Below are 23,096 nucleotides of genomic sequence, written 5' to 3'. Positions count from 1 at the left end.
CCCTTTCCTCTTCGTCTATTTACGCAGCAGGCGCAAACCGTTGAACACCACCAGCAGGCTCACGCCCATGTCGGCGAACACCGCCATCCACATGGTGGCGATCCCGGCGAAGGTTACCCCAAGAAAGATCGCCTTGATGACCAAAGCGAGGGCGATGTTCTGTTTCAGGATGCTGGAGGTCTGGCGGGACAAGCGGATGAACGCCGGAATTTTGCGCAGGTCGTCGTCCATCAGCGCAACATCGGCGGTTTCKATGGCGGTATCGGTGCCCGCCGCGGCCATGGCGAAACCGATTTCGGCCCGGGCCAGTGCCGGTGCGTCGTTAATGCCATCGCCCACCATGCCGACGTGATGCCCCTGTGCATAAAGGGCTTCGATGGCTTGCAGCTTGTCGGTCGGCAAGAGATCGCCCTTGGCCTCGTCGATGCCGACTTGCGCGGCAATTGCTTGAGCGGTGTGGACGTTGTCGCCGGTGAGCATCAGGGTCTTGATGCCCAGATCGTGCAATCGCTGGATCGCTTCGCGGCTGGATTCTTTCACGGTGTCCGCCACGGCGAACAGTGCCAGCGGGCCGGACTTGTCGAGCAGCAGCACCACAGACTTACCCTGTTTTTCCAGCGCGAACAGTTTCTCTTCCAGCGCCGGCGAGCAGAGGTTCAGTTCTTCTACCAAGCGATGGTTGCCCAAGTGGTAGGTCTGACCATTGATGTCGCCGCGCACACCGCGACCGGCCAGTGCTTCGAAGTTATCCACAATCAGCGGCGCGAATTGTTTATCCACAGCCGCGTTGGCGATGGCCAGCGACACCGGGTGATCCGAACGACCGGCCAGTGCTGCGGCAATCGCCGGAGCACTTTCGTCAGCAGTGATGTCGAGGGACAAATAATCGGTCTGCACCGGTTTGCCGTGGGTGATCGTGCCGGTCTTGTCCAGGGCCAGGTAATCGAGCTTGTAACCGCCTTCCAGATAGACGCCGCCCTTGACCAGAATCCCTTTGCGCGCCGCTGCCGCGAGGCCGCTGACGATGGTCACCGGGGTGGAAATCACCAGCGCACACGGGCAAGCGACCACCAGCAACACCAGCGCGCGGTAGATCCAGTCAAACCAGACTGCGCCCATGAACAACGGCGGGATCACCGCAACAGCCAAGGCCAGTACGAACACCACGGGTGTATAGATTTTCGAAAACTGGTCAACAAAGCGCTGGGTTGGCGCCCGCGCACCTTGGGCTTGTTCCACGGCATGGATGATCCGCGCCAGCGTTGAATTGTTGGCCGCTGCGGTCACGCTGTATTCCAGAGAACCAGCCTGATTGATGGTGCCGGCGAACACCTTGTCGCCGACGGTTTTCTCCACCGGCAGGCTTTCGCCAGTGATCGGCGCCTGATCGATGGTCGAACTGCCCGAGACCACTTCACCGTCCAGACCGATCCGCTCACCGGGCCGCACTCGAACTCGTGCGCCAAGATCGATGGTTTTGACCTCTTGCTCGACCCAGCTGCCGTCGGCCAACTGCACCGTGGCCTGTTCCGGGGTCATCTGCATCAAGCCGCTGATGGCGTTACGCGCACGGTCCAGGGATTTTGCCTCGATCAACTCGGCCACGGTGAACAGGAACATCACCATCGCCGCTTCCGGCCACTGCCCGATCAGGATCGCACCGGTCACAGCGATGCTCATCAGCGCATTGATATTCAGGTTGAGGTTTTTCAGGGCGATCCAGCCCTTTTTGTAAGTGCCCAGTCCGCCGCTGAGGATCGAGACCAGCGCGATGACCGCCACCACCCAGTTGGGCGCGAAATGGGTGAAGTGGATGACTTCGGCGGCCAGTGCCCCGATACCGGACAGCGCCAATGGCCACCACGGTTTTTTCTCCGGCGCTGGAGCGGGCGCTTCAACACCCTGCTCCAGCGGCTCAGCCTGCATGCCCAAGGATTTGATCGCCTCGATGATCGGCGCCGTACTCGGCAGATCGTGGGTCACGCCCAACACCCGGTTGATCAAGTTGAATTCCAGCTGCTGCACACCCGCGAGCTTGCCGAGTTTGTTCTGGATCAGCGTCTGCTCGGTCGGGCAGTCCATCGCGTCGATGCGGAAACTGCTCAGCCGGGCGCTGGACGTCGGCGTCTCGCTCAACTTGATCAGCGACGGCGCCGCCACTTTGGAGGAACAGCAGGAATCCCCGTGGCCGCCATGCTCATGCTTCTGCACAGGCTGCAGCTTGTGGCTGTGATCATGCTCAGCCTTGGGGGTGTGGGTGTGCTGGGAATCGCTCATCAGGTCGCGTCCATAAAGGTGCCTGTTGCCAAGTAAAGACCCTGTAGCCACTATAGGGTCAAGCACCCATTTGGAGATTGCCGTCATGAAGATTGGAGAACTGGCCAGACTCACCGACTGCGCCGTGGAAACCATCCGCTACTACGAGCGCGAAAACCTGCTGCCAGAACCGGCCCGCAGCGACGGCAATTACCGCGTCTACACCCAGGCCCACGCCGAACGCCTGACCTTCATCCGCAACTGCCGCACCCTCGACATGACCCTGGAAGAAATCCGCAGTCTGCTGACGTTACGCGACAGTCCGCAGGATCAGTGCGAAAGCGTGAATGCGTTGATCGAAGAGCATATTCACCACGTCAAAGCGCGGATCGATGGGTTACTGGCATTGCAGGCACAACTGCTCGACCTGCGCCAACGCTGCGGCGAAGGGCCGGAAATTGATCAGTGCGGGATTTTGCAGCGGCTGGAGGTGAGTGGCGGGGTTGTGGCGACGGAAGTTGAGCATTCCCATGTTGGAAGAAGTCATGGGCATTGATGTAAAACCTGGCAGCCGGTTTAGCTTAATTCGAAGCTCACAGCGCCTGAACTCACGGTCCAGATAAAGTAGGAATTCAGGCCTGCACCCAGGTGAATCAGGTAATAAACAGTTACGCGCTTGCCAACATAGGGCTTATAGACGACCGGGTCGATATGAAAGCTCATAGCCTGCTGCGGATTGACCGTCATCCCACGCAGACGCTCTGGGCAATAGCCGTCCACCGTCCAAACCACTTCTATTGCATTGTAATCACACATTTTTTCAATTGGACCAATGCTCACCTCAACTCCGTTCGGGTAAGCGGACGTATCCAGCACACCATCAACCACAGCCTTCACCTTCACATACGGCTTGTCGCCCAACGCCGGCGCGACATGGACGTACCGCGAGGGCGAGGGTTCTGCGCCGCCTTGTTTCGGAAGATGGACGTAGATAACCTCGACTCTTTTACCTTCAAACCTGATGAGCTCGCTGTCTGGTATAGCAACGCGCATATAGCCCTCATTGCTGGCAACCGTCTCTGGCTCCGACCGAAACTCCGGAGAGCCGTCCATCGGTGTCCAGTCCACCCGCATTTGATCACCGATCTGCACCTCTGATGACGACAGGCTGATCCAAGTCGTTATCGAATCGCGGAACGGGTGCACCCCAATGATTTCCCGGGGGATAATAAGCATGTTATCCATCAAGGTGCCAAACTCGAAATACCTATCATCGATTTTATGGTGGCACACAATCAAGGGCGGGCGAAGTGCGGCAGAGCTTTGATCGTCGGCAGACTTCAGCGTCAGCTCAGGGTTGATCTGCTCGGGCGCAAAAAAACCAAAACCATCGGTCGAGGGAGCATTTGTGTTTTCCATAGATCCACTGTTACAGGCTAGTAAAAGAGGGTTCAGTGGAGCATTCAGAGCGAGGGTCTGACACTGTCAACAATGACAGTTCAATTAGATCGAATAGGTATACGGGCAAGCGTAAAACGCCGATTTGTTGAGCACTTCCGGCCCAATTCGGGGGGCTTGCTCGCCCCCACATCGATCGTAAGAGGCCTTCAGACCGCCATCGGCGCAGTCATCGGCGCGTGGTGCTCGTACCCTTCCAGCGAGAAATCGCCCGGCTCGATCAGCTCCAGCCACTCCGGCTGATATTCACCCGTCTTGGCAAATTCCGGCACACGGTCACTGATCACCAGTTTCGGCATCGGGAACGGCTCGCGCTTGAGCTGTTCGTTGAGCATGTCCAGGTGGTTTTCGTAGACGTGGGCGTCACCGATGAAATAGGTGAACCAGCGCGGCGTGTAGCCGGTCAGGCGACCGATCAGGCTCAGCAGCGCGGCGCCTTCGGTGAGGTTGAACGGCGTGCCCAGGCCCAGGTCGTTGGAGCGGATGTAGAGGGTCAGGGAAATTTCCTTGGTCTCGACATTCGGGTGGAACTGGTACAGCAAGTGGCACGGCGGCAGGGCCATTTCATCGAGCTGGGCGACGTTCCAGCCGTGGAACAGGATGCGGCGGCTGCCCGGGTCCTTGATGATGGTGTCGACGCACTGGCGGATCTGGTCAATCGCTTTGTACAGCACCACGTAGGCCTGGCCGTCTTCTTCGCCTTCAGCGATCTGGCGATAGCCTTGGCYCAAGGTCTGCTCAATGGCGGCCTGGTTGCTGACCGGGATCTGCTTGTACGCCGGCCACTTGCGCCATTGCACGCCGTAGATCTCACCGAGATCGTCTTCGCCCTGACGGAACGGGTTGGCCAGCCACTGCGCGTTTTCGTTGGCGTTCTGGTCCCAGACCTTGCAGCCCAGCGCGCGGAATTCGGCGGCGTTATTCACGCCACGCAGAAAACCACACATCTCGCCGATGGCCGATTTGAAGGCCATCTTGCGGGTGGTGATCGCCGGGAACCCTTCTTTCAGGTCGTAACGCAGCATCGCGCCCGGAAAGCTGATGGTGTTCACGCCGGTGCGGTTGGCTTGCYTGGTGCCGTTCTTGATGACGTGGGCGACCAGTTCGAGATATTGCTTCATGAGTTACCTGTGTCCTTGAACCCGGAGGCCGTCGCCTCCGGGATTCGAATTTATACGGCTGCCGCTGGGGTCGCCGGGGCGCGATGGTACGCCAGCCAGATCAGGAACAGACCGCCGACGATCATCGGTACGCAGAGCACTTGGCCCATGGTCAGCCAGTTCCAGGCCAGATAGCCCAATTGCGCGTCCGGTACGCGGACGAATTCGACGATAAAACGGAAGATGCCATAGAACAGCGCGAACATTCCGGACACCGCCATGGTTGGCCGCGGCTTGCGCGAGAACAGCCACAAGATCAGGAACAGCGCGACGCCTTCCAGCGCGAACTGATACAGCTGCGACGGATGACGCGGCAACTGCGCCGGATCGCTGAACGGCGGGAAGATCATCGCCCATGGCACGTCAGTCGCCTTGCCCCACAATTCGGCGTTGATGAAGTTACCAATACGCCCGGCACCCAAGCCAATCGGCACCATTGGCGCGACGAAATCCATCAGCTGGAAGAACGACTTGTTGTTCTTTTTACCGAACCACAGCGCTGCCAGCATCACACCGATGAAACCGCCGTGGAACGACATGCCGCCCTTCCACACTTCGAAAATCAGCGCCGGGTTGGCCAGGTAGGCGTGCAGATCGTAGAACAGCACATAACCCAAACGGCCACCAACAATGACGCCCATCGACATCCAGAAGACCATGTCGGAGAGTTTCTCCTTGGTCCAGGTCGGGTCGAACCGGTTCAACCGGCGAGACGCCAGCAGCCAGGCGCCGCCAATGCCGACCAGGTACATCAAACCGTACCAGTGGATTTTCAGCGGACCGATGGCCAGGGCCACCGGGTCGATCTGCGGGTAAGGCAGCATTGCGACTCCTCATTAGAGTTGAAACCAAATTTCCCGGGCGACGCTGCCACCTCAGGATTAAGCCAGGATTGCGACGCGTGTCAGAGCAGAAAACTCAGGCCAACGCAGAACAGCAAAGCGGCAAACAGTCTTTTCAGCAACTTCGGCGACAGCTTGTGGGCCAGTCGCGCACCGAGGCGGGCGAAGACCATGCTGGTCAGGGCAATGCCCAACAGCGCCGGCAAATAAACAAAACCGAGACTATGGGCCGGCAGCAACGGATCGTGCCAGCCCAGAATCATGAAACTTAATGCACTGGCCAAAGCAATCGGCAGACCACAGGCCGACGACGTGGCCACAGCTTGTTGCATTGGCACACTGCGCCAGGTCAGGAACGGCACGGTCAACGAGCCGCCGCCAATCCCGAAAATCGCCGAAGCCCAGCCAATCACGCTGCCGGCCACGGTCAAACCGAGTTTGCCCGGCACTGTTCGGCTGGCCTTGGGTTTGACGTCCAGCGCCAGTTGCGCGGCGATGACCAGGGCGAACAAACCAATGATCTTCTGCAAATTAGGGCCGGAGATCGCCTCGGCGGTCAGCGCGCCGAAACCGGCGCCGATCAGAATGCCCACGGTCATCCAGACAAAAATCGGCCAACGCACCGCGCCACGACGCTGGTGTTCGCGGACGGCATTGATCGACGTAAAGATAATCGTCGCCAGGGACGTGCCGACCGCCAAGTGGGTCAGGATCGACGTGTCAAAGCCCTGCAAGGTGAAACTGAATACCAACACGGGGACGATGATGATCCCGCCACCCACCCCGAACAGCCCGGCCAACACGCCTGCGCAAGCGCCCAGCGCCAGATAGAGCAGAAATTCCATGCCTGCGTCCMACTCTTCACCCAAAACCGGAGCGGCATGGTAACGGATGCATGGCCTCGGGCTCCACTGGATGGCGATGGATACCCGCGCGATGTCTGCGTAGAGTGGGCAAAAAACACACAAGGACCACCTTATGTGCCTGATTGTCTTCGCCTGGCGGCCCGGCCACGCCCAGCCGCTGATCGTGGCGGCCAACCGCGACGAATTCTATGCCCGCCCGAGCCTGCCTCTGGCGCAATGGCCTGAAGCGCCACACGTTTATGCGGGCCGTGACCAGGAAGCCGGCGGCACCTGGCTCGGTATCGGCGCTAACGGGCGCTTCGCCGCGCTGACCAACATCCGTGATCCACATCAACCGCCGTCGCGCAAATCGCGGGGTGAACTGGTGGCCGGTTTTCTGTTAGGCGACAAGCCGATTGATGACTATTTGGACGATGTTGTCAGGCGTTCGCTGGAATATTCCGGGTTTAATCTGTTGATCGGCAATGTCAACGAGCTGTGGCATTTCAATTCACGAGAGTCTGAGGCGGTGATGCTGGCACCCGGTGTTTATGGGCTGTCGAATGCCGGTCTGGATACACCGTGGCCGAAATTGCTCAAAGCACGGGCGGCGCTGGAGGAAGTGTTGGGGGATCCACAGCCTCAGGCTTTGCTGGCGTTATTGGCGGACTCGCAGACCGCGCCGTTTACCGAACTGCCGGACACCGGGGTTGGGTTGGCGACCGAAACGTTGTTGTCGAGTGTGTTTATTGCCAGCCAGAGTTATGGGACGCGAGCGAGTACGGCGCTGATTGTTCAGGCGGATGGGTTGCGGCATGTGGTCGAAAGGAGTTTCGGGCCGTATGGCGGGCATCTTGGGGAAGTGGAGATCTGGGTTTAATTTTTTGTTGTCGGGACTGGCCCCATCGCGAGCAGGCTCGCTCCACATTGGATCTGTGATCGACACCTATCCCCTGCTCGCGATGGGGCCTTCAGCCTTTTAGAGGGTCTTGACCGAAGCCGGATTGATCATCCGCGCCAACCCAAGATTCTTCAGCGCCAGTTGCAGCGAGCTGTGGATAACTTGCGGGTTGTCGATGGTCATCAGTTCCGCGAGCAAATCCTTGGCCTTGCTCAGGTTGATCTGACGCAGCATCCACTTCACTTTCGGCAAGTTGGTGGCGTTCATCGACAGGCTGTCGAAGCCCATCGCCATCAACAGCACCGCCGCTGCCGGATCGCCAGCCATTTCACCGCAGATGCTCACCGGCTTGCCTTCGGCATGGGCGTCACGCACTACGTTCTGCAACGCCTGAAGCACCGCCGGGTGCAGGTAGTCGTAAAGGTCGGCCACCCGTGGGTTGTTACGGTCCACGGCCAGCAGGTACTGGGTCAGGTCGTTGGAGCCGACCGACAGGAAATCCACTTGCCGCGCCAGTTCCTTGGTCTGATACACCGCCGCTGGAATCTCGATCATCACGCCAATCGGCGGCATCGGCACGTCGCAGCCTTCGTCGCGCACTTCACCCCAGGCCCGGTGGATCAGGTGCAGCGCCTCTTCCAGTTCATGAGTACCGGAGATCATCGGCAGCAGAATGCGCAGGTTGTTCAGGCCTTCGCTGGCCTTGAGCATGGCACGGGTCTGCACCAGGAAGATTTCCGGGTGGTCAAGGGTGACGCGAATGCCGCGCCAGCCGAGGAACGGGTTGTCTTCCTTGATCGGGAAGTACGACAGTGACTTGTCGCCGCCGATGTCCAGGGTGCGCATGGTCACCGGTTGCGGATGGAAAGCGGCAAGTTGCTCGCGGTAGATCGCCAGCTGTTCCTTTTCGCTCGGGAACCGCYGGTTGATCATGAACGGCACTTCGGTGCGGTACAGCCCGACGCCTTCGGCACCGCGCTTCTGCGCTCGCGCTACATCCGCCAGCAGGCCGGTGTTGACCCACAACGGCATGCGGTGGCCATCGACGGTGATACACGGCAAATCACGCAGTGCATCCAGCCCGAGGGCCAGTTGTTTTTCTTCCTCGACCACTTCGGCGAACTGCTTGCGCAGCACTTCGCTCGGGTTGGTGTAGACCTCGCCGTGGTAACCGTCGACGATCATCTGGATGCCGTCGACTTTCGAGTACGGCAAGTCGACCAGGCCCATCACCGTCGGGATACCCATGGCGCGCGCCAGGATGGCCACGTGGGAGTTGCCGGAACCGAGGACCGACACCAGACCCACCAGCTTGCCTTCCGGCACTTCGCCGAGCATCGCCGGCGTCAGTTCTTCGCTGACCAGAATGGTGTTGTCGGGGTAAACCAGGGTTTGCTGACGCTCTTCCTGCAAATAGGCGAGCAGGCGGCGACCGAGGTCTTTGACGTCCGAGGCACGTTCACGCAGGTAGGCGTCGTCCATCAATTCGAAACGGTTGACGTGTTCGGTGACGACCTGACGCAACGCGCCCTGAGCCCACTGGCCAGTCTTGATCACAGTGGTGATTTCGCTGCCGAGCGAGGCATCGTCGAGCATCATCAGGTAAACATCAAACAGCGCGCGCTCTTCGGGCCGCAACTGGTTTGCCAGCTTGGCGGACAAGGCACGCATGTCGGCGCGCACGCCTTCGATGGCGGTCTTGAACAGCCCGAGTTCAGCTTCGATGTCGACGATGGTCTTGTCCGGCACCACGTCCAGATCTGCAGGAGGCAGCATGACCACCGCCGTACCGACCGCCGCACCCGGCGAACCCGGGACGCCGACGAACTTGGCTTCCTGAATGCCCTTGCCCTGACGCCCCAGGCCCCGGATCGAACCGGTGGCTTCGGCGTGAGCGATAACACCGGCGAGCTGCGCGCTCATGGTCACGAGGAAGGCTTCTTCACCTTCATCGAACTGGCGGYGTTCTTTTTGCTGAATGACCAACACGCCAACGACGCGACGGTGATGAATGATCGGCGCCCCGAGGAAGGAGGCGTAGCGCTCTTCGCCGGTCTCGGCGAAATAACGGTAGCGCGGGTGATCCGCGGCGTTTTCGAGGTTCAGGGGTTCTTCACGCGTACCGACCAGGCCGACCAGACCTTCGTTGGGTGCCATGCTGACCTTGCCGATCGAGCGCTTGTTCAAGCCCTCGGTGGCCATCAGCACGAAGCGGTTGGTCTCAGGGTCCAGCAGGTAGACCGAGCAAACCTGGCTGCCCATGGCCTCTTTGACGCGCAACACAATAATCCCCAACGCCKCCTTGAGATCCTTGGCGGAGTTAACTTCCTGGACGATCTTGCGCAGCGTATTGAGCATGGCTCGGGGTCGAACTCCGTCGTCAGTCGCGCGTTAAAAGGCGCGGGGCAAGCTCTTTGAGAGCGCGTCGATACACCTCGCGCTTGAATGTCACCACCTGGCCCAACGGATACCAATAACTGACCCAGCGCCAGCCATCGAACTCCGGTTTACCGGTCAAATCCATCCGCACCCGCTGCTCGTTGGAGATCAGGCGCAGGAGAAACCATTTCTGTTTCTGGCCGATGCACAGCGGTTGGCTGTGGGTACGGACCAGACGTTGCGGCAAACGATAGCGCAACCAGCCCCGGGTGCAGGCGAGAATTTSMACATCTTCGCGCTCMAGMCCCACTTCTTCRTTCARCTCGCGRTACAAGGCGTCTTCCGGCGTCTCCTGGGGGTTGATCCCACCCTGTGGAAACTGCCACGCATCTTGATTGATACGGCGAGCCCATAGCACCTGTCCGGCATCATTCGTGAGAATGATCCCGACATTGGGGCGGAAACCATCGGGGTCGATCACGGCAACAACCTCGCAAACGCATATCGCCGCATTGTTCCACAAAGGTTGTGAAAGCAGCAACGCGCCGACCGACCTTATGTGCACTCTTGTGAAAAGTCCGTATTCTGGGCGCCTTTCTACAGACTTTTCAGCGAGTAACTGCAATGCGTCTGGCTTTATTCGACTTGGACAACACCCTGCTGGGCGGCGACAGTGACCACGCCTGGGGCGATTACCTGTGTGAGCGCGGCTTTCTCGACGCCGTCGCCTACAAGGCCCGCAACGACGAGTTCTATCAGGACTACCTGGCCGGCAAACTCGACAACGCCGCCTACCTGAACTTCTGCCTGGAAGTCCTCGGCCGCACCGAGATGGCCACGCTGGAGCAATGGCACCTGGATTACATGCGCGATTGCATCGAGCCGATCGTGCTGCCCAAGGCCATGGCGCTATTGGCCAAACACCGCGAGGCTGGCGACAAACTGGTGATCATCACCGCGACCAACCGCTTTGTGACCGGGCCGATCGCCCAGCGTTTGGGGGTTGAAACCTTGATCGCCACCGAGTGCGAGATGGTCGATGGTCGTTATACCGGGCGCAGCACTGACGTACCGTGCTTCCGGGAAGGCAAGGTGACGCGGTTGAATCGTTGGCTGGAAGAGACCGGGTATTCGCTGGAGGACAGCTACTTCTATAGCGACTCGATGAATGATTTGCCGTTGCTGGAGCAGGTGACTCATCCGTTGGCAGTTGATCCTGATCCGAATTTGCGCGCTGAAGCCGAGAGGCGTGGTTGGCCGGTGATCAGTCTGCGCGACTGATATCGCCTGTAGCAGCTGCCGAGGTACGAGGTTGCGTTGCGGTCCGCAGGACCGCCCATGGGGCCGCTTCGCAGCCCAWCGCARCCTCGTACCTCGACAGCTGCTACAGATTCCGCGCTAAACAGGCTTGGCACCCATCAACCCAGCAATGGCAACAAAACAGACAAAACTGAACAACGCCAAGGCAAAGGTAAACTTGCCCGCGCCTCCCGGCGCCTTGCGCAATGTATTCAGCCGCACCAACAGCCAGAACCACGCCAACGCCGCAACGGTATAAAGCACGCTGGACGCCAACAACCACGTCTGCCCCAACGACCAGCCCACCAGATGCACCATCCACCAGCCAGTCACCGGCATGCTCAGCAGCGCCAGGCCCATCAACAGCCAGATAAACACGCGAGGTCGCTGCAAGGTGCGGCTTGCAGCGGTCGCGTCGCCATTGCGCCGTGTGCGCCAGACCCAGATCCCCAGGCCCAGCGCGCCGATCAACAACACCACCGTTGCAACCATGTGCGCCGCTTTCAGGGCAGTTAACGTTTCCATTGTCGATTTCCTTATGACCTGCCCTTCAGAGTAGCCACTCAGCCGAGAAACAGCTGATAGGCCGGGTTGTCGCTTTCGTCCCAGTACGGATAGCCGATGTCTTCAAGGGCCGCCGGCACAAGATGACGCTCGTCACGGGGCACTTGCAGCCCCGCCACCACCCGGCCATCCGCCGCGCCGTGGTTGCGGTAGTGGAACATCGAAATATTCCAGCGTCCGCCGAGTTTGTTGAGGAAGTTGAACAACGCCCCCGGACGCTCCGGGAATTCGAAGCGCAGCACCACTTCATCGACGACATGGGCCGCACGACCACCGACCATGTGGCGGATGTGCAGCTTGGCCAGCTCATTGTCGGTCAGGTCCAGCACCGGGAAGCCCTGCTCGGTGAGGCTCGCCAGCAGCGCACTGCGCGGATCGGTTTCCGGGTGCGTCTGCACGCCCACGAAGATGTGCGCTTCGCTGCCGGTGTTGTAGCGGTAGTTGAATTCGGTGATCTGGCGCTTGCCGATGGCTTCGCAGAACGCCTTGAAGCTGCCCGGTTTCTCGGGGATGGTCACGGCGATGATTGCTTCGCGACCCTCACCCAGTTCGGCGCGTTCGGCGACGTGGCGCAAACGGTCGAAGTTGACGTTGGCGCCGGAGTCGATGGCCACAAAGGTCTGGCCGGTGACGCCGTTCTGCTCGACGTATTTCTTGATCCCGGCCACGCCCAGTGCGCCAGCCGGTTCAGTGATCGAGCGGGTATCGTCGTAGATATCCTTGATCGCCGCACAGATCTCATCGGTGCTGACGGTGATCACTTCATCGACATAGTCTTTGCAGATGTCGAAGGTGTGCTGACCGATCTGCGCCACCGCCACGCCGTCGGCGAAGAGGCCCACGGTCGGCAATACCACGCGCTCGCCGGCCGCCATGGCCGCTTGCAGGCAATTGGAGTCGTCCGGCTCGACGCCGATGATCTTGATTTCTGGGCGCAGGTATTTCACATAGGCCGCAATGCCGGCGATCAGCCCGCCACCGCCTACCGGAACGAAGATCGCATCCAGCGGCGCCGGGTGCTGGCGCAGAATTTCCATCGCTACCGTGCCCTGCCCGGCAATGGTGTGGGGATCATCGTACGGGTGAATGTAGACGTAGCCTTTTTCGTCAACCAGTTTCAGCGAGTAGGCCAGAGCTTCCGGGAACGAATCCCCGTGCAGCACCACTTTGCCGCCGCGCGAACGCACGCCTTCGACTTTGATTTCCGGAGTGGTCTTGGGCATGACGATGGTGGCTTTGACACCCAACACTTTCGCCGCCAGGGCCAGCCCCTGTGCGTGGTTACCCGCCGAAGCCGTCACCACGCCGCGAGCACGCTCTTCATCGCTCAATTGGGTCAGCTTGTTGTAAGCGCCGCGAATCTTGAACGAGAACACGGGCTGCAAGTCTTCACGCTTGAGCCAAATACTGTTGCCCAGCCGCTCGGAGAGCTGGCGGGCCGTCTGCAATGGGGTTTCTATGGCAACGTCATAAACGCGCGAGGTGAGGATCTTTTTGACGTACTGTTCGAGCATCGGAAAGCATCACTGAGCGGGTTGGGCAGGGTTAGGGTCTGTTGACGTTTGGTGGYGGGCCGCGACGGAGGCCAATTTTGCGCAGGGCAAGGCGCGAGGAACGCAGTTCGGTTGTTCCAAATAAGTTCCGAGCAACGCAGCCCTGCGCAAAATTGGCACCGTCCCTTCGGGTTGTGCGCCAAATTGCGCAAGGCTGCGTTGCGGGATTTGCCAAGGGAACAACCATGGGCGGCATCCCGCGCCTTGCCTCGCGCAATTTGGCGCACAACGCGGCCCRCCACCAAACGTCAACAGACCCTCGGAGTCTAACCCGGCTTTCGGGCAGGCGACCACACGAATCAAGAGGTTTTAACCGGGCATGGAGCTATAATGCCCGCCTTTCCGTTCTCCCTTTGCCGCTTTCGGAGCCCGCATGACCCAGGATCAACTCAAACAGGCAGTGGCTCAGGCCGCCGTCGACTTCATCCTCCCGAAACTCGACGACAAGAGCATTGTCGGGGTCGGCACCGGCTCCACCGCCAACTGCTTCATCGATGCCCTGGCCAAGCACAAAGGCGCGTTCGACGGCGCGGTCGCCAGCTCCGAAGCCACTGCCGCCCGTCTCAAGGGCCATGGCATTCCGGTGTATGAGCTGAACACCGTCAGCGACCTGGAGTTCTACGTCGATGGCGCCGATGAAAGCGACGAACACCTGAACCTGATCAAGGGTGGCGGCGCAGCCCTGACCCGCGAGAAGATTGTTGCCGCCGTGGCCAAGACCTTCATCTGCATCGCCGACGCCAGCAAACTGGTACCGGTGCTCGGCGAGTTCCCGCTGCCGGTCGAAGTGATCCCGATGGCCCGCAGCCACGTGGCCCGTGAACTGGTGAAACTGGGCGGCGACCCGGTCTACCGCGAGGGCGTGCTGACCGACAACGGCAACATCATTCTCGACGTGTTCAACATGCAGATCACCAATCCGGTTGAACTGGAAAGCCAGATCAACGCGATTGTTGGCGTGGTCACCAACGGTCTGTTCGCGGCGCGCCCGGCGGATTTGCTGCTGCTGGGCACCAGCGAAGGCGTAAAAACCCTGCGCGCCGAATAAACCATATACAACACAAAACCTGTGGGAGCGAGCCTGCTCGCGATGGGGTCGTGTCAGTTGACAGAGATGTTGAATGGCAGACCGCTATCGCGAGCAGGCTCGCTCCCACAGTGGTTTTGCGGTGAACCCACTATCTGCGTATGGCACCGATCATGGGTCAGGGTTGTGTGGGTTTTTTGAAGACGTAGAAGAGGTTCGGCTCGCTGACGAGGTACATCGTGCCATCATCGTCCATGGCGATGCCTTCCGCTTGCGGCACGTTCTTTTGCAGGCCCTGACGCCCCTTGCTCAATGACATCGTGCTCAACGGCCGCCCGTCTACATCCATTTCCAGAATCAACCGCGACTCATCAGACAGCGCCAGTAAATGGCCGCTGCGCTCGTCGTATTGCAGGCTCGACAGGTCTCGCACGAACATCCCGGCATCGCGTTTGGGGTTGTTTACCACGTGCACGGCGTAGGATTTTTCCGGGTTGTAATGCGGGAAGCCCTGCACTTCGTAGATCAGCATCGGGTCGCGCTCCTTGGCGACGAACAACCGCTTGCCCACCAAATCGTAAGCCAATCCCTCAAAGCCTTTGTTGCTGCCCATATGCACGCCGAGGGTCATCTGCTCGGCGTCTGCAGCATCGAGGAAGGTGGTGTCCTGCTCCAGATGAATCTTGATCAGCCGCTGCTCGCTCTCATCCGTGATTACGTAGGTGTCGGGACTGATAAATTCCACCGCCTCCGGGTCGCCGAAACCTATCAACGCCACACGCCGCAAAATCTTGCCCTCAAGGGACAGCTCAATCAGTTCCGAGTTTTTGTTGGTGACCGTGAACAGGCTTTTGCGCACCGGATCGAACGTCAGCGCCGAGACGTCATCGTCCAGCCCGTCGATCACCCGCGCTTCGATGTCCACCCGGTATTGATCCAGGCCAATGGACACAGTGCTCTGCGGCTGCCAAAGGGTATGCAGGTTGAACCAGGCACGTTCGAACAGGCGCATGTATTGGCCGACCGCGACCAGCGCGATCAGCGCAATCACTGACAGGATCAAAACGAGGGGTTTGGGACGGGCAAGTCGGCGCATTCAGGCAAGCTCAAAAACAAAACAGGCGGATGAAATATCACGCCTGTATGAATTCAAGCTTAATGGCCAGTGGCTTTTAATCACAACCGCGCGATTGTTGCCGACTACTTCTGCTTTTCGAAGCGATAGAACAGATTCGGCTCACTCACCATGTACAACGTACCCGCTTCGTCCAGGGTCACGCCTTCGGCCCGTGGAATGGTTTTCTTCAGGCCGTTGAAACCACTGAGCAAGGTCATGAAGCTGACCTGCTCGCCCTTCTCGTCCAACTCCAGCAACAAGTGGGAGTCGGCAGACAGCGCCAGAGTGTGGCCAGTACGCGGATCGATGGCCAGGGCCGACAGGTTACGCATGTCCAGTTTGTCACTGACCAGTTTCTGCTTGTCGCCCTTGAGCACTGGGCTGCCGTCGCTTTTCCAGCTGAACAGTGCGGGCGGACGCTCCTCTCCGAGCAGGATCTGCTGGTTGCGTGCATCCCAGACGACGGCTTCAAACGCTTTGTTCTGGTCTTTCGAAGGACCGAGGTCGTATTTCGGGAAGTCGGCGATGTTCAGCTCGCGAGTGTCGGCATCGACCTTGACGATGGACAGGATGTGTTCGCGCTCATCAACAATGGCCAACAGACCATTGCCCATCACAGTCACGCCTTCCGGGTTGCTCCAACCCACCAGCGGCATCTTGCGCAACACGTCGCCCTGCAACGACAACTCGACCAGGAACGGTTTTTTACCCATCACCGAAAACAGGGTTTTGGTCTGCGGATCGTAAGACAGGTCCGAGGCTTCATCCTTTTCCATGCCCGGCAGCAGCTTGGCGTCGATCACTGCCCGGTAATCCGGCAGCCAGACACTGGCCTGACGCTCGGCCGGGCTTTTGAATTGCTCTTTCACCCAGAGCACACCCCGGTCATCCCAATGCATCGCAAACGCTACACCGTAGGCGATGGCCGCAACCAGCAACAGCCAGGAATACCAACGCAAGCCGAAGCGGGAGCGGCGGGTAGTTTTGAAGGTGGGCAGCGGTGTGGTGGCCATTGGGGGATGCGTTCCAGAAATTCAGGCTAGGGGTAATAGCATAATTGGGACCGGCTCAGACGCCGCAAGCGCCGGAATTATCCAGAGACCATGTGAAAAAAACGGRAAATGGCGGGATTGCCCCAAGTCCTGTAGGAGCTGGCTTGCCAGCGAAGAGGCCCTTACATTCAACATCCATGTTGACTGTTACACCGCTTTCGCTGGCAAGCCAGCTCCTACAGGGTTTTGCGCCGGGGTTAGCGCACGCTGCTGGTGAAGCGGCTTGTGCCTGGCAACTCCAGAACAATCTCATCACCGACATTCAACGGACCAACGCCCACCGGCGTACCGGTCAGGATCACATCACCGGCCTGCAGCGAGAAGCAGCCGGCCATGTGCTGAATCATCGGCACGATCGGGTTGAGCATTGCGCTGCTGTTACCATCCTGGCGCACTTCGCCGTTGATGGTCAGGCGAATGCCGATATCGGTCAGGTCAGCAAAGGTGCTGCCAGACACGAACGGCGCGATCACCGCCGCGCCGTCGAACGACTTGGCGATTTCCCACGGCAGGCCTTTGGATTTCAGCTCGGCCTGCTTGTCGCGCAGCGTCAGGTCCAGCGCCGGGGCGAAACCGGAGATGGCATCCAGCACTTCTTCGCGGCTTGGCTTGGTCGACAACGGCTTGCCGATCAGCACCGCGATTTCCGCTTCGTAATGCACCGAACCGCGCTCGGCTGGAATGGCAAAACCGCCTTCCAGCGGTACGACACAACTGCCCGGCTTGATAAATAGCAGTGGCTCGGTTGGCACCGGATTGTCCAGTTCCTTGGCGTGTTCGGCGTAGTTGCGGCCAATGCACACCACTTTCCCCAACGGGAAATGGATGCGCGTACCGTCGACATACTGGTGCTGATAGCTCATTTACCGCCTCCTGATTCGTGCTCTTAACATTCGAAAATCAAACAGCAAAGATCTTGCCCGGGTTCATGATGCCGTTCGGGTCGAACACCGCTTTAACCGCTTTCATGTACTCGATCTCGACCGGCGAGCGGCTGTAGGTCAAATAATCACGCTTGGTCATGCCCACGCCGTGTTCGGCAGAAATCGAACCGTTGTACTTCTCGACGGTTTCGAACACCCACTTGTTGACGGTCGCGCACTTGGCGAAGAACTCGTCCTTGCTCAGGTTGTCCGGCTTGAGGATGTTCAAGTGCAGGTTGCCGTCGCCGATGTGTCCGAACCAGACAATTTCGAAGTCCGGGTAGTGTTCACCGACGATCGCGTCGATTTCCTTGAGGAACGCCGGGACTTTCGACACGGTGACCGAAATGTCGTTTTTGTACGGCGTCCAGTGGGAAATGGTTTCGGAGATGTACTCGCGCAGCTTCCACAGGTTCTGCAACTGGGTTTCGCTCTGGCTCATCACGCCGTCCAGCACCCAGCCCTGCTCGACGCAGTGCTCGAAGGTTTCCAGGGCGTGGTTGGCCACTTCTTCGGTGGTCGCTTCGAATTCCAGCAGCGCGTAGAACGGGCAATCGGTTTCGAAGGGCGCCGGGACATCGCCGCGCGCCATGACTTTGGCCAAGGCTTTATCGGAGAAGAACTCGAAGGCGGTCAGGTCGAGTTTGCTCTGGAACGCGTGCAACACCGGCATGATCGAGTCGAAATCGGTGGTGCCAAGGACCATCGCGGTGAGGTTTTTCGGCGCGCGATCCAGACGCATGGTCGCTTCAACCACAAAACCGAGGGTGCCTTCGGCGCCGATGAACAGCTGACGCATGTCGTAGCCGGTGGCGTTCTTGATCAGGTCGCGGTTCAGTTCCAGCAGGTCGCCCTTGCCGGTCACGACTTTCATGCCCGCCACCCAGTTACGGGTCATGCCGTAGCGAATGACCTTGATCCCGCCGGCATTGGTGCCGATATTGCCGCCAATCTGGCTGGAACCTGCCGAAGCGAAGTCCACTGGGTAATACAGGCCTTTTTCTTCAGCGACGTTCTGCAAATGCTCGGTCACTACGCCTGGCTGACAAACGGCAGTGCGGTCGGTGAGGTTCACGTCGAGAATCTGGTTCATGTAGTCGAAGGACACGACCACTTCGCCATTGGCGGCTACCGCCGCGGCGGAAAGCCCGGTACGACCACCGGACGGCACCAGCGCCACCTTGTGTTCATTGGCCCAACGGACAATGGCTTGCACCTGTTCGGTGGTCTTGGGAAACACGATGGCGGTCGGGGCGGGGGCGAAATGCTTGGTCCAATCCTTACCGTAAGCATTCAGGGAGTCGGCATCGGTCAGCACCTTGCCAGGCTCAACCAGGGTCTTCAGCTCTTCAATCAAGGCAGGATTGGTCATCGACAGAACTCTCGAACAATTCATGGTCATCCTGAGAACGCTTCACGTCGCAGGAATGAGTGTTTAGCGGGGTGCATATGCTAGCATACCGACCCCGCAGCATAGTGCCCAACGGCCAAACTGCGGTGACGGCTTTCTTGCCGTCCGGGTCAGCGTCTGCTGGCTATTTCCTGCCATTTTTCTCCGGGATACAGGTTTACGCAGATGAGCAAGACTTCTCTCGATAAGAGCAAGATCAAGTTCCTTCTTCTCGAAGGCGTCCACCAATCGGCTGTCGACGTTCTCAAGTCGGCGGGCTACACCAGCATCGAGTACCTCACTGGTTCTCTGCCGGAAGCCCAGCTGAAGGAAAAGATCGCTGATGCGCACTTCATCGGCATTCGCTCCCGCACTCAACTGACCGAAGAGATCTTCGATCACGCGAAGAAGCTGGTCGCTGTCGGCTGTTTCTGCATCGGCACCAACCAGGTTGACCTGAACGCAGCGCGCGAACGCGGCATCGCGGTGTTCAACGCACCGTACTCCAACACCCGCTCCGTTGCCGAGCTGGTGCTGGCCGAAGCGATCCTGTTGCTGCGCGGCATCCCTGAGAAGAACGCTTCCTGCCACCGTGGCGGCTGGATCAAGAGCGCGGCCAACTCCTTCGAGATCCGTGGCAAGAAGCTGGGCATCGTCGGTTACGGCTCGATCGGTACTCAACTGTCGGTTCTGGCTGAAGGCCTGGGCATGCAGGTGTACTTCTACGACACCGTGACCAAGCTGCCACTGGGTAACGCCACCCAGGTCGGCAACCTGCACGAGCTGCTGGGCATGTCCGACATCGTCACCCTGCACGTTCCGGAAACCGCTGCGACCCAGTGGATGATCGGCGAGAAGGAAATCCGCGCCATCAAGAAGGGCGGCATCCTGATCAACGCGGCTCGCGGCACCGTGGTTGAACTGCAAGCCCTGGCGGATGCGATCAAGGACAAGCACCTGATCGGCGCGGCCATCGACGTATTCCCGGTGGAGCCTCGCTCCAACGAAGAAGAGTTCGAAAGCCCGCTGCGTGGCCTGGACAACGTGATCCTGACCCCGCACATCGGTGGCTCCACCGCTGAAGCGCAAGCCAACATCGGTCTGGAAGTGGCAGAAAAACTGGTCAAGTACAGCGACAACGGTACCTCCGTATCGTCGGTGAACTTCCCGGAAGTGGCCCTGCCGGCTCACCCTGGCAAGCACCGTCTGCTGCACATCCACGAAAACATTCCGGGTGTGATGAGCGAGATCAACAAGGTGTTCGCCGAAAACGGCATCAACATCTCCGGTCAGTTCCTGCAGACCAACGAGAAAGTCGGTTACGTCGTCATCGACGTCGACGCCGATTACTCGGAAATCGCCCAAGAGAAACTGCAGCACATCAACGGCACCATTCGTTGCCGTGTGTTGTTCTGATAGCGACTGTGGGAGCGAGCTCTGCTCGCGAAAAACGCGTGGACACCGCAGGTGCCCAGCGCTGAAAAAAGGGAGCCCCTCGGCGTAATGCCGAGGGGCTCTCTTTTTTGTTAATTGTCTAACCCTCAAACGATCGTAAACCTATCTCCAGGCTCGACAGAATCCAATCACCAATATCAGGAAGCCGGACGTTTCCAAACAATAGTTGCTAATCGCGCCCTAAAGGTGACAGAGGCTTAGCAATATCAATCAAAAGTATATTTTCCCTCTACCATGAATATCGGTTCCCTCCAGTTAGGCCCCCTCCTAATCCTGGTTCCATCCATTTTTACAAATCCAGCGTCACGCATTTTCAAAACAAGATGCAATAATCCCATGTTGTCTCCCACATGCGCCCAGCTAGCCCGATTATAAAGCCCGTCAAGCCGAGGAAGATCGATACCTAGTTCATTTTTTGTAAGAAATAGAATTACCTCTTCAGGTTTCTCGTTGAGCACGATGGTTGTTATGACACTCATTGCTTTGTCCCTCCCAATTGTTTGTATTCTCTCTCTGTCTGCTTGTTATCTGCTTCTATAGCTTCAGGCGTGTAGAGCAACTCAAACTCACCCTTTAGCTTGTAGTCTTCTAGTGTCGCCGCGTGGGTGTTATTCCAGGTAGCACCTTAATCATTTGGATTTACACCGTCAGCCACCCCTAATGCTCTGAAACGTTCAAGCTCTCTCAACTCATGAGTATAGAAACGTTTGTCGATAGCCGTAGTTATCAATTCACCTCGCAGAATTTTTTCCAATCGGTCAACCATGATGGCATTGGCGTCCGAATGGTCGAAGCGGCCCGTATGCAGTTTAACTAGGTCAACACCCGCCTGAGTCACGGTAGCACCCGTCCAATCGAGATCAAGGATCGGGCCTCCCGCTTTGGCGGGATTGAACAATCGACCGCTGTGCTTTCCTCTTGTGGTAGCCCCTTCATAAGGACTATTGAAAACAACGTAGATTGGCGGCAAGCCACTACTGATCGGAAAGCAGTAAATACAGTCCCTGAAGTCCGGCAACTCGAACGCAGGCAATGTTTCGGGCTGCACGAGTAGTGGCAACAGTTCAACGCCAGTGTATTGCGGTACTTGCAGGGGTCTGGCAGGTGAAGTTGTCGATCTGTTATCCCAGTGGATAATGGGAAAACTTAGGGTGATCGGCGGTGCGTCGGCGGAGGTGAAACTGTAGCTGTTAGTCTGCTGGTCGAACTCCAGCGCCCGAACTGGCACCGCTGGCGAAATGTTCCCTCCCGCCGGTGTTGCAACCAGTGTGTATTGGCCAAGATCACCATAAACCCGATAGGGAAGATCGATGGTTCCTTCGACAGCGGCGATTTCATTCAGGTTAGTCGATGCATCTGGCAAGACTGCACTACCAGATAATTTGAGAACCGTTTGAGGATATCGCTCGCCGTTACCCAGAGCGGGCGAATAGAGCAAGGTGCCGATCCCAATCGCCGTCGCTCGACTGAGAAGTGCTTCTCCCAATCCTGTCAACAACAGGGTGCTTTTACGGATCGCTGCCTCGAAGGTCCAACCGACCGCGTTTTGGAGAGTAGCCGAACCCGCTACAGTCACCACCTGCGCGGATTGACTAAGGGTTAAATTGAAGCTGTAGGCCGTTTCACCTCTAGCCAAGGCAGAATGGATCGCAGCATCTATAGCTGGAGATGCGTCCTCTAAAATGGAAACAGCCTCGACAAGGATTCGTTTAACGTAGGCGGCTGTCAGAGATCTCAGAAAGTTTTCGTAATAGCCTCGGCGTTCTTCCTCGTGTTCTGCTGTATCCACATAAGCCGCGAATAGCTCGGCAGTTTCCATACTGTCCAACGACAATGCATTTATGCCAAAAAACATATCCGCTTCATACCAACTTCTATTCATTCTAAATTGTTGCAGAAGCTCAACAATAATGAATTTCTTTTTTAAGTCCCCCTCCAGCTTATTTAATGAATGGGTATCAACAGATGAATTTATGCGCTCCTCTATTTCATTTCGCACACCCGCCGTACCATTCGAAAAAACACTTCCTATCTGATCCTGCACCGAATGTGCTATAGCTACCAACTTTGAATATGCGTCGCGCTCTTTATTGATAGTTTCAACACGGTGAGCCACAGTAACCGTCGGAAGCTCTCCATCCCAATTTAGAGCACTGTCAAAATTTGACAGAAACCCTGGATATTCGTTGTGCTGGTTGGGCAGARCGTTCGACGATGTCAACGGCGGAGGAAAAGCGATAGAATTTTGCATATAGCATCCCTTGCAATAATTTGAATTCCATTTGATAGAGCACGTAAGTTATGCCGCAACACCCCCCTATCAACAGTAAAATGTTTACTGCATATAACGTGTTTAGAGATTGGGTACTCTCAATACCAACTACTATCCATAGTAAAATTTCTTACATCAAAAAATCCGATTTCAGGCAGAAATTCTTGGTGCATTCTGTAGAGATTGATGATCTGTTAGCAAAATTTGACTCAGCAGCATTATGTAAAACCGGTCTGCCTCTGGGAGAGAGATAAAAAGCAGTTCATGTGGCTTTATTGAAGGGGTGTCACATCATCACGCTCAACAGAAGTAACCTCTACTCAGGCGGTGGCCGCTTCGGCTGCGTAGCAGTCATAAACCCAGAACACGCAGTTTTCCTGATGCACCGGGATGGTTGAATTTACTATTCGTTGCCGTGTGTTGTTCTGATAGCGACTTGAGCGACAAAAAAAGGAGACCTTGGGGTTAATGCCGATCAGTTAAGCCCTCTTGCTTGACCTTTGGCCGCAAGAAATCAAAATCCGATGCCTGAATAGGTATCGGATTTTTTTATGCGTCTCGCTCGGGCACTGGAACTGACTCACAACATCGCCTCCACTCCCC

General features: G+C 57.9%; 20 protein-coding genes. 5 read left to right on the top strand and 15 right to left on the bottom strand.

Going from position 1 to position 23,096, the window contains the following annotated elements:
- Positions 1-15 precede the first annotated feature (15 nt).
- Complete coding sequence (locus AC1DSG_RS04960; RefSeq protein ID WP_477789856.1) at positions 16-2,277, bottom strand: heavy metal translocating P-type ATPase; 2,262 nt, start codon at positions 2,275-2,277, stop codon at positions 16-18.
- A gap of 85 nt (positions 2,278-2,362) precedes the next feature.
- Here AC1DSG_RS04960 and cadR point away from each other — a divergent pair, with 85 nt between their 5' ends.
- Entirely contained in the window at positions 2,363-2,812 is a 450-nt protein-coding gene (gene cadR / locus AC1DSG_RS04955) for a Cd(II)/Pb(II)-responsive transcriptional regulator (RefSeq protein WP_477789855.1), read from the top strand.
- Positions 2,813-2,832: 20 nt separating this feature from the next.
- Here cadR and AC1DSG_RS04950 read toward each other — a convergent pair whose 3' ends face one another.
- The 4 genes from AC1DSG_RS04950 to AC1DSG_RS04935 form a co-directional block, all read right to left on the bottom strand.
- Positions 2,833-3,675: a hypothetical protein gene (locus tag AC1DSG_RS04950; RefSeq protein WP_477789854.1), complete on the bottom strand. Its 843-nt coding sequence runs from the start codon at positions 3,673-3,675 to the stop codon at positions 2,833-2,835.
- 188 nt (positions 3,676-3,863) lie between these two features.
- Positions 3,864-4,835 (bottom strand): thymidylate synthase, encoded by a 972-nt coding sequence (locus AC1DSG_RS04945; RefSeq protein WP_477789853.1) that lies wholly within the window; start codon positions 4,833-4,835, stop codon positions 3,864-3,866.
- A 50-nt stretch (positions 4,836-4,885) separates the two neighbouring features.
- Entirely contained in the window at positions 4,886-5,698 is an 813-nt protein-coding gene (gene lgt, locus AC1DSG_RS04940; RefSeq protein ID WP_477789852.1) for a prolipoprotein diacylglyceryl transferase, read from the bottom strand.
- 80 nt (positions 5,699-5,778) lie between these two features.
- On the bottom strand, positions 5,779-6,561 hold the full coding sequence (locus AC1DSG_RS04935; RefSeq protein WP_477789851.1) for a sulfite exporter TauE/SafE family protein: 783 nt from the start codon (positions 6,559-6,561) through the stop codon (positions 5,779-5,781).
- Positions 6,562-6,694: 133 nt separating this feature from the next.
- On the opposite strand from AC1DSG_RS04935, the gene AC1DSG_RS04930 reads away from it, so the two are divergent.
- Complete coding sequence (locus AC1DSG_RS04930) at positions 6,695-7,441, top strand: NRDE family protein (RefSeq protein ID WP_477789850.1); 747 nt, start codon at positions 6,695-6,697, stop codon at positions 7,439-7,441.
- 99 nt (positions 7,442-7,540) lie between these two features.
- Here the strand turns inward: AC1DSG_RS04930 and ptsP are convergent, their stop codons facing one another.
- The gene (ptsP, locus tag AC1DSG_RS04925) at positions 7,541-9,820 is read right to left on the bottom strand and encodes a phosphoenolpyruvate--protein phosphotransferase (protein ID WP_477789849.1); all 2,280 of its coding nucleotides are present in this window, start codon (positions 9,818-9,820) and stop codon (positions 7,541-7,543) included.
- Positions 9,821-9,842: 22 nt separating this feature from the next.
- Positions 9,843-10,322, bottom strand: a complete 480-nt coding sequence (locus AC1DSG_RS04920; RefSeq protein ID WP_477789848.1) for an RNA pyrophosphohydrolase — start codon at positions 10,320-10,322, stop codon at positions 9,843-9,845.
- A 143-nt stretch (positions 10,323-10,465) separates the two neighbouring features.
- Here AC1DSG_RS04920 and AC1DSG_RS04915 point away from each other — a divergent pair, with 143 nt between their 5' ends.
- Complete coding sequence (locus AC1DSG_RS04915) at positions 10,466-11,122, top strand: histidinol-phosphatase (RefSeq protein ID WP_477789847.1); 657 nt, start codon at positions 10,466-10,468, stop codon at positions 11,120-11,122.
- Between the two features lie 117 nt (positions 11,123-11,239).
- On the opposite strand, the gene AC1DSG_RS04910 is transcribed toward AC1DSG_RS04915, so the two are convergent.
- Positions 11,240-11,665: a DUF2269 domain-containing protein gene (locus AC1DSG_RS04910; RefSeq protein ID WP_477789846.1), complete on the bottom strand. Its 426-nt coding sequence runs from the start codon at positions 11,663-11,665 to the stop codon at positions 11,240-11,242.
- Between the two features lie 38 nt (positions 11,666-11,703).
- On the bottom strand, positions 11,704-13,218 hold the full coding sequence (gene ilvA / locus AC1DSG_RS04905; RefSeq protein ID WP_477789845.1) for a threonine ammonia-lyase, biosynthetic: 1,515 nt from the start codon (positions 13,216-13,218) through the stop codon (positions 11,704-11,706).
- A 412-nt stretch (positions 13,219-13,630) separates the two neighbouring features.
- Between ilvA and rpiA the strand changes: the two genes are divergently transcribed.
- On the top strand, positions 13,631-14,305 hold the full coding sequence (gene rpiA, locus AC1DSG_RS04900) for a ribose-5-phosphate isomerase RpiA (protein WP_477789844.1): 675 nt from the start codon (positions 13,631-13,633) through the stop codon (positions 14,303-14,305).
- Positions 14,306-14,462: 157 nt separating this feature from the next.
- Here rpiA and AC1DSG_RS04895 read toward each other — a convergent pair whose 3' ends face one another.
- The 4 genes from AC1DSG_RS04895 to AC1DSG_RS04880 form a co-directional block, all read right to left on the bottom strand.
- Complete coding sequence (locus AC1DSG_RS04895) at positions 14,463-15,380, bottom strand: SdiA-regulated domain-containing protein (RefSeq protein ID WP_477789843.1); 918 nt, start codon at positions 15,378-15,380, stop codon at positions 14,463-14,465.
- A 104-nt stretch (positions 15,381-15,484) separates the two neighbouring features.
- On the bottom strand, positions 15,485-16,414 hold the full coding sequence (locus tag AC1DSG_RS04890; RefSeq protein WP_477789842.1) for an SdiA-regulated domain-containing protein: 930 nt from the start codon (positions 16,412-16,414) through the stop codon (positions 15,485-15,487).
- A 236-nt stretch (positions 16,415-16,650) separates the two neighbouring features.
- Positions 16,651-17,316, bottom strand: a complete 666-nt coding sequence (locus AC1DSG_RS04885; protein ID WP_477789841.1) for a fumarylacetoacetate hydrolase family protein — start codon at positions 17,314-17,316, stop codon at positions 16,651-16,653.
- 37 nt (positions 17,317-17,353) lie between these two features.
- Positions 17,354-18,748 carry an FAD-binding oxidoreductase gene (locus tag AC1DSG_RS04880; RefSeq protein ID WP_033049202.1) on the bottom strand — a complete coding sequence of 465 codons (1,395 nt, stop codon included), beginning with the start codon at positions 18,746-18,748 and terminating at the stop codon, positions 17,354-17,356.
- Positions 18,749-18,952: 204 nt separating this feature from the next.
- Between AC1DSG_RS04880 and serA the strand changes: the two genes are divergently transcribed.
- The gene (serA, locus tag AC1DSG_RS04875; protein WP_477789840.1) at positions 18,953-20,182 is read left to right on the top strand and encodes a phosphoglycerate dehydrogenase; all 1,230 of its coding nucleotides are present in this window, start codon (positions 18,953-18,955) and stop codon (positions 20,180-20,182) included.
- A gap of 245 nt (positions 20,183-20,427) precedes the next feature.
- On the opposite strand, the gene AC1DSG_RS04870 is transcribed toward serA, so the two are convergent.
- Entirely contained in the window at positions 20,428-20,700 is a 273-nt protein-coding gene (locus AC1DSG_RS04870) for a hypothetical protein (protein ID WP_477789839.1), read from the bottom strand.
- A 146-nt stretch (positions 20,701-20,846) separates the two neighbouring features.
- Positions 20,847-22,472, bottom strand: coding sequence for an S-type pyocin domain-containing protein (locus AC1DSG_RS04865; RefSeq protein WP_477789838.1), 1,626 nt, complete (start codon positions 22,470-22,472; stop codon positions 20,847-20,849).
- Positions 22,473-23,096 lie beyond the last annotated feature (624 nt).

It is taken from the genome of Pseudomonas sp. P5_A12 (genome assembly GCF_056400685.1).
Note: the sequence above shows the minus strand (reverse complement) of the source record. Positions and strands in the feature narration are given on the sequence as shown.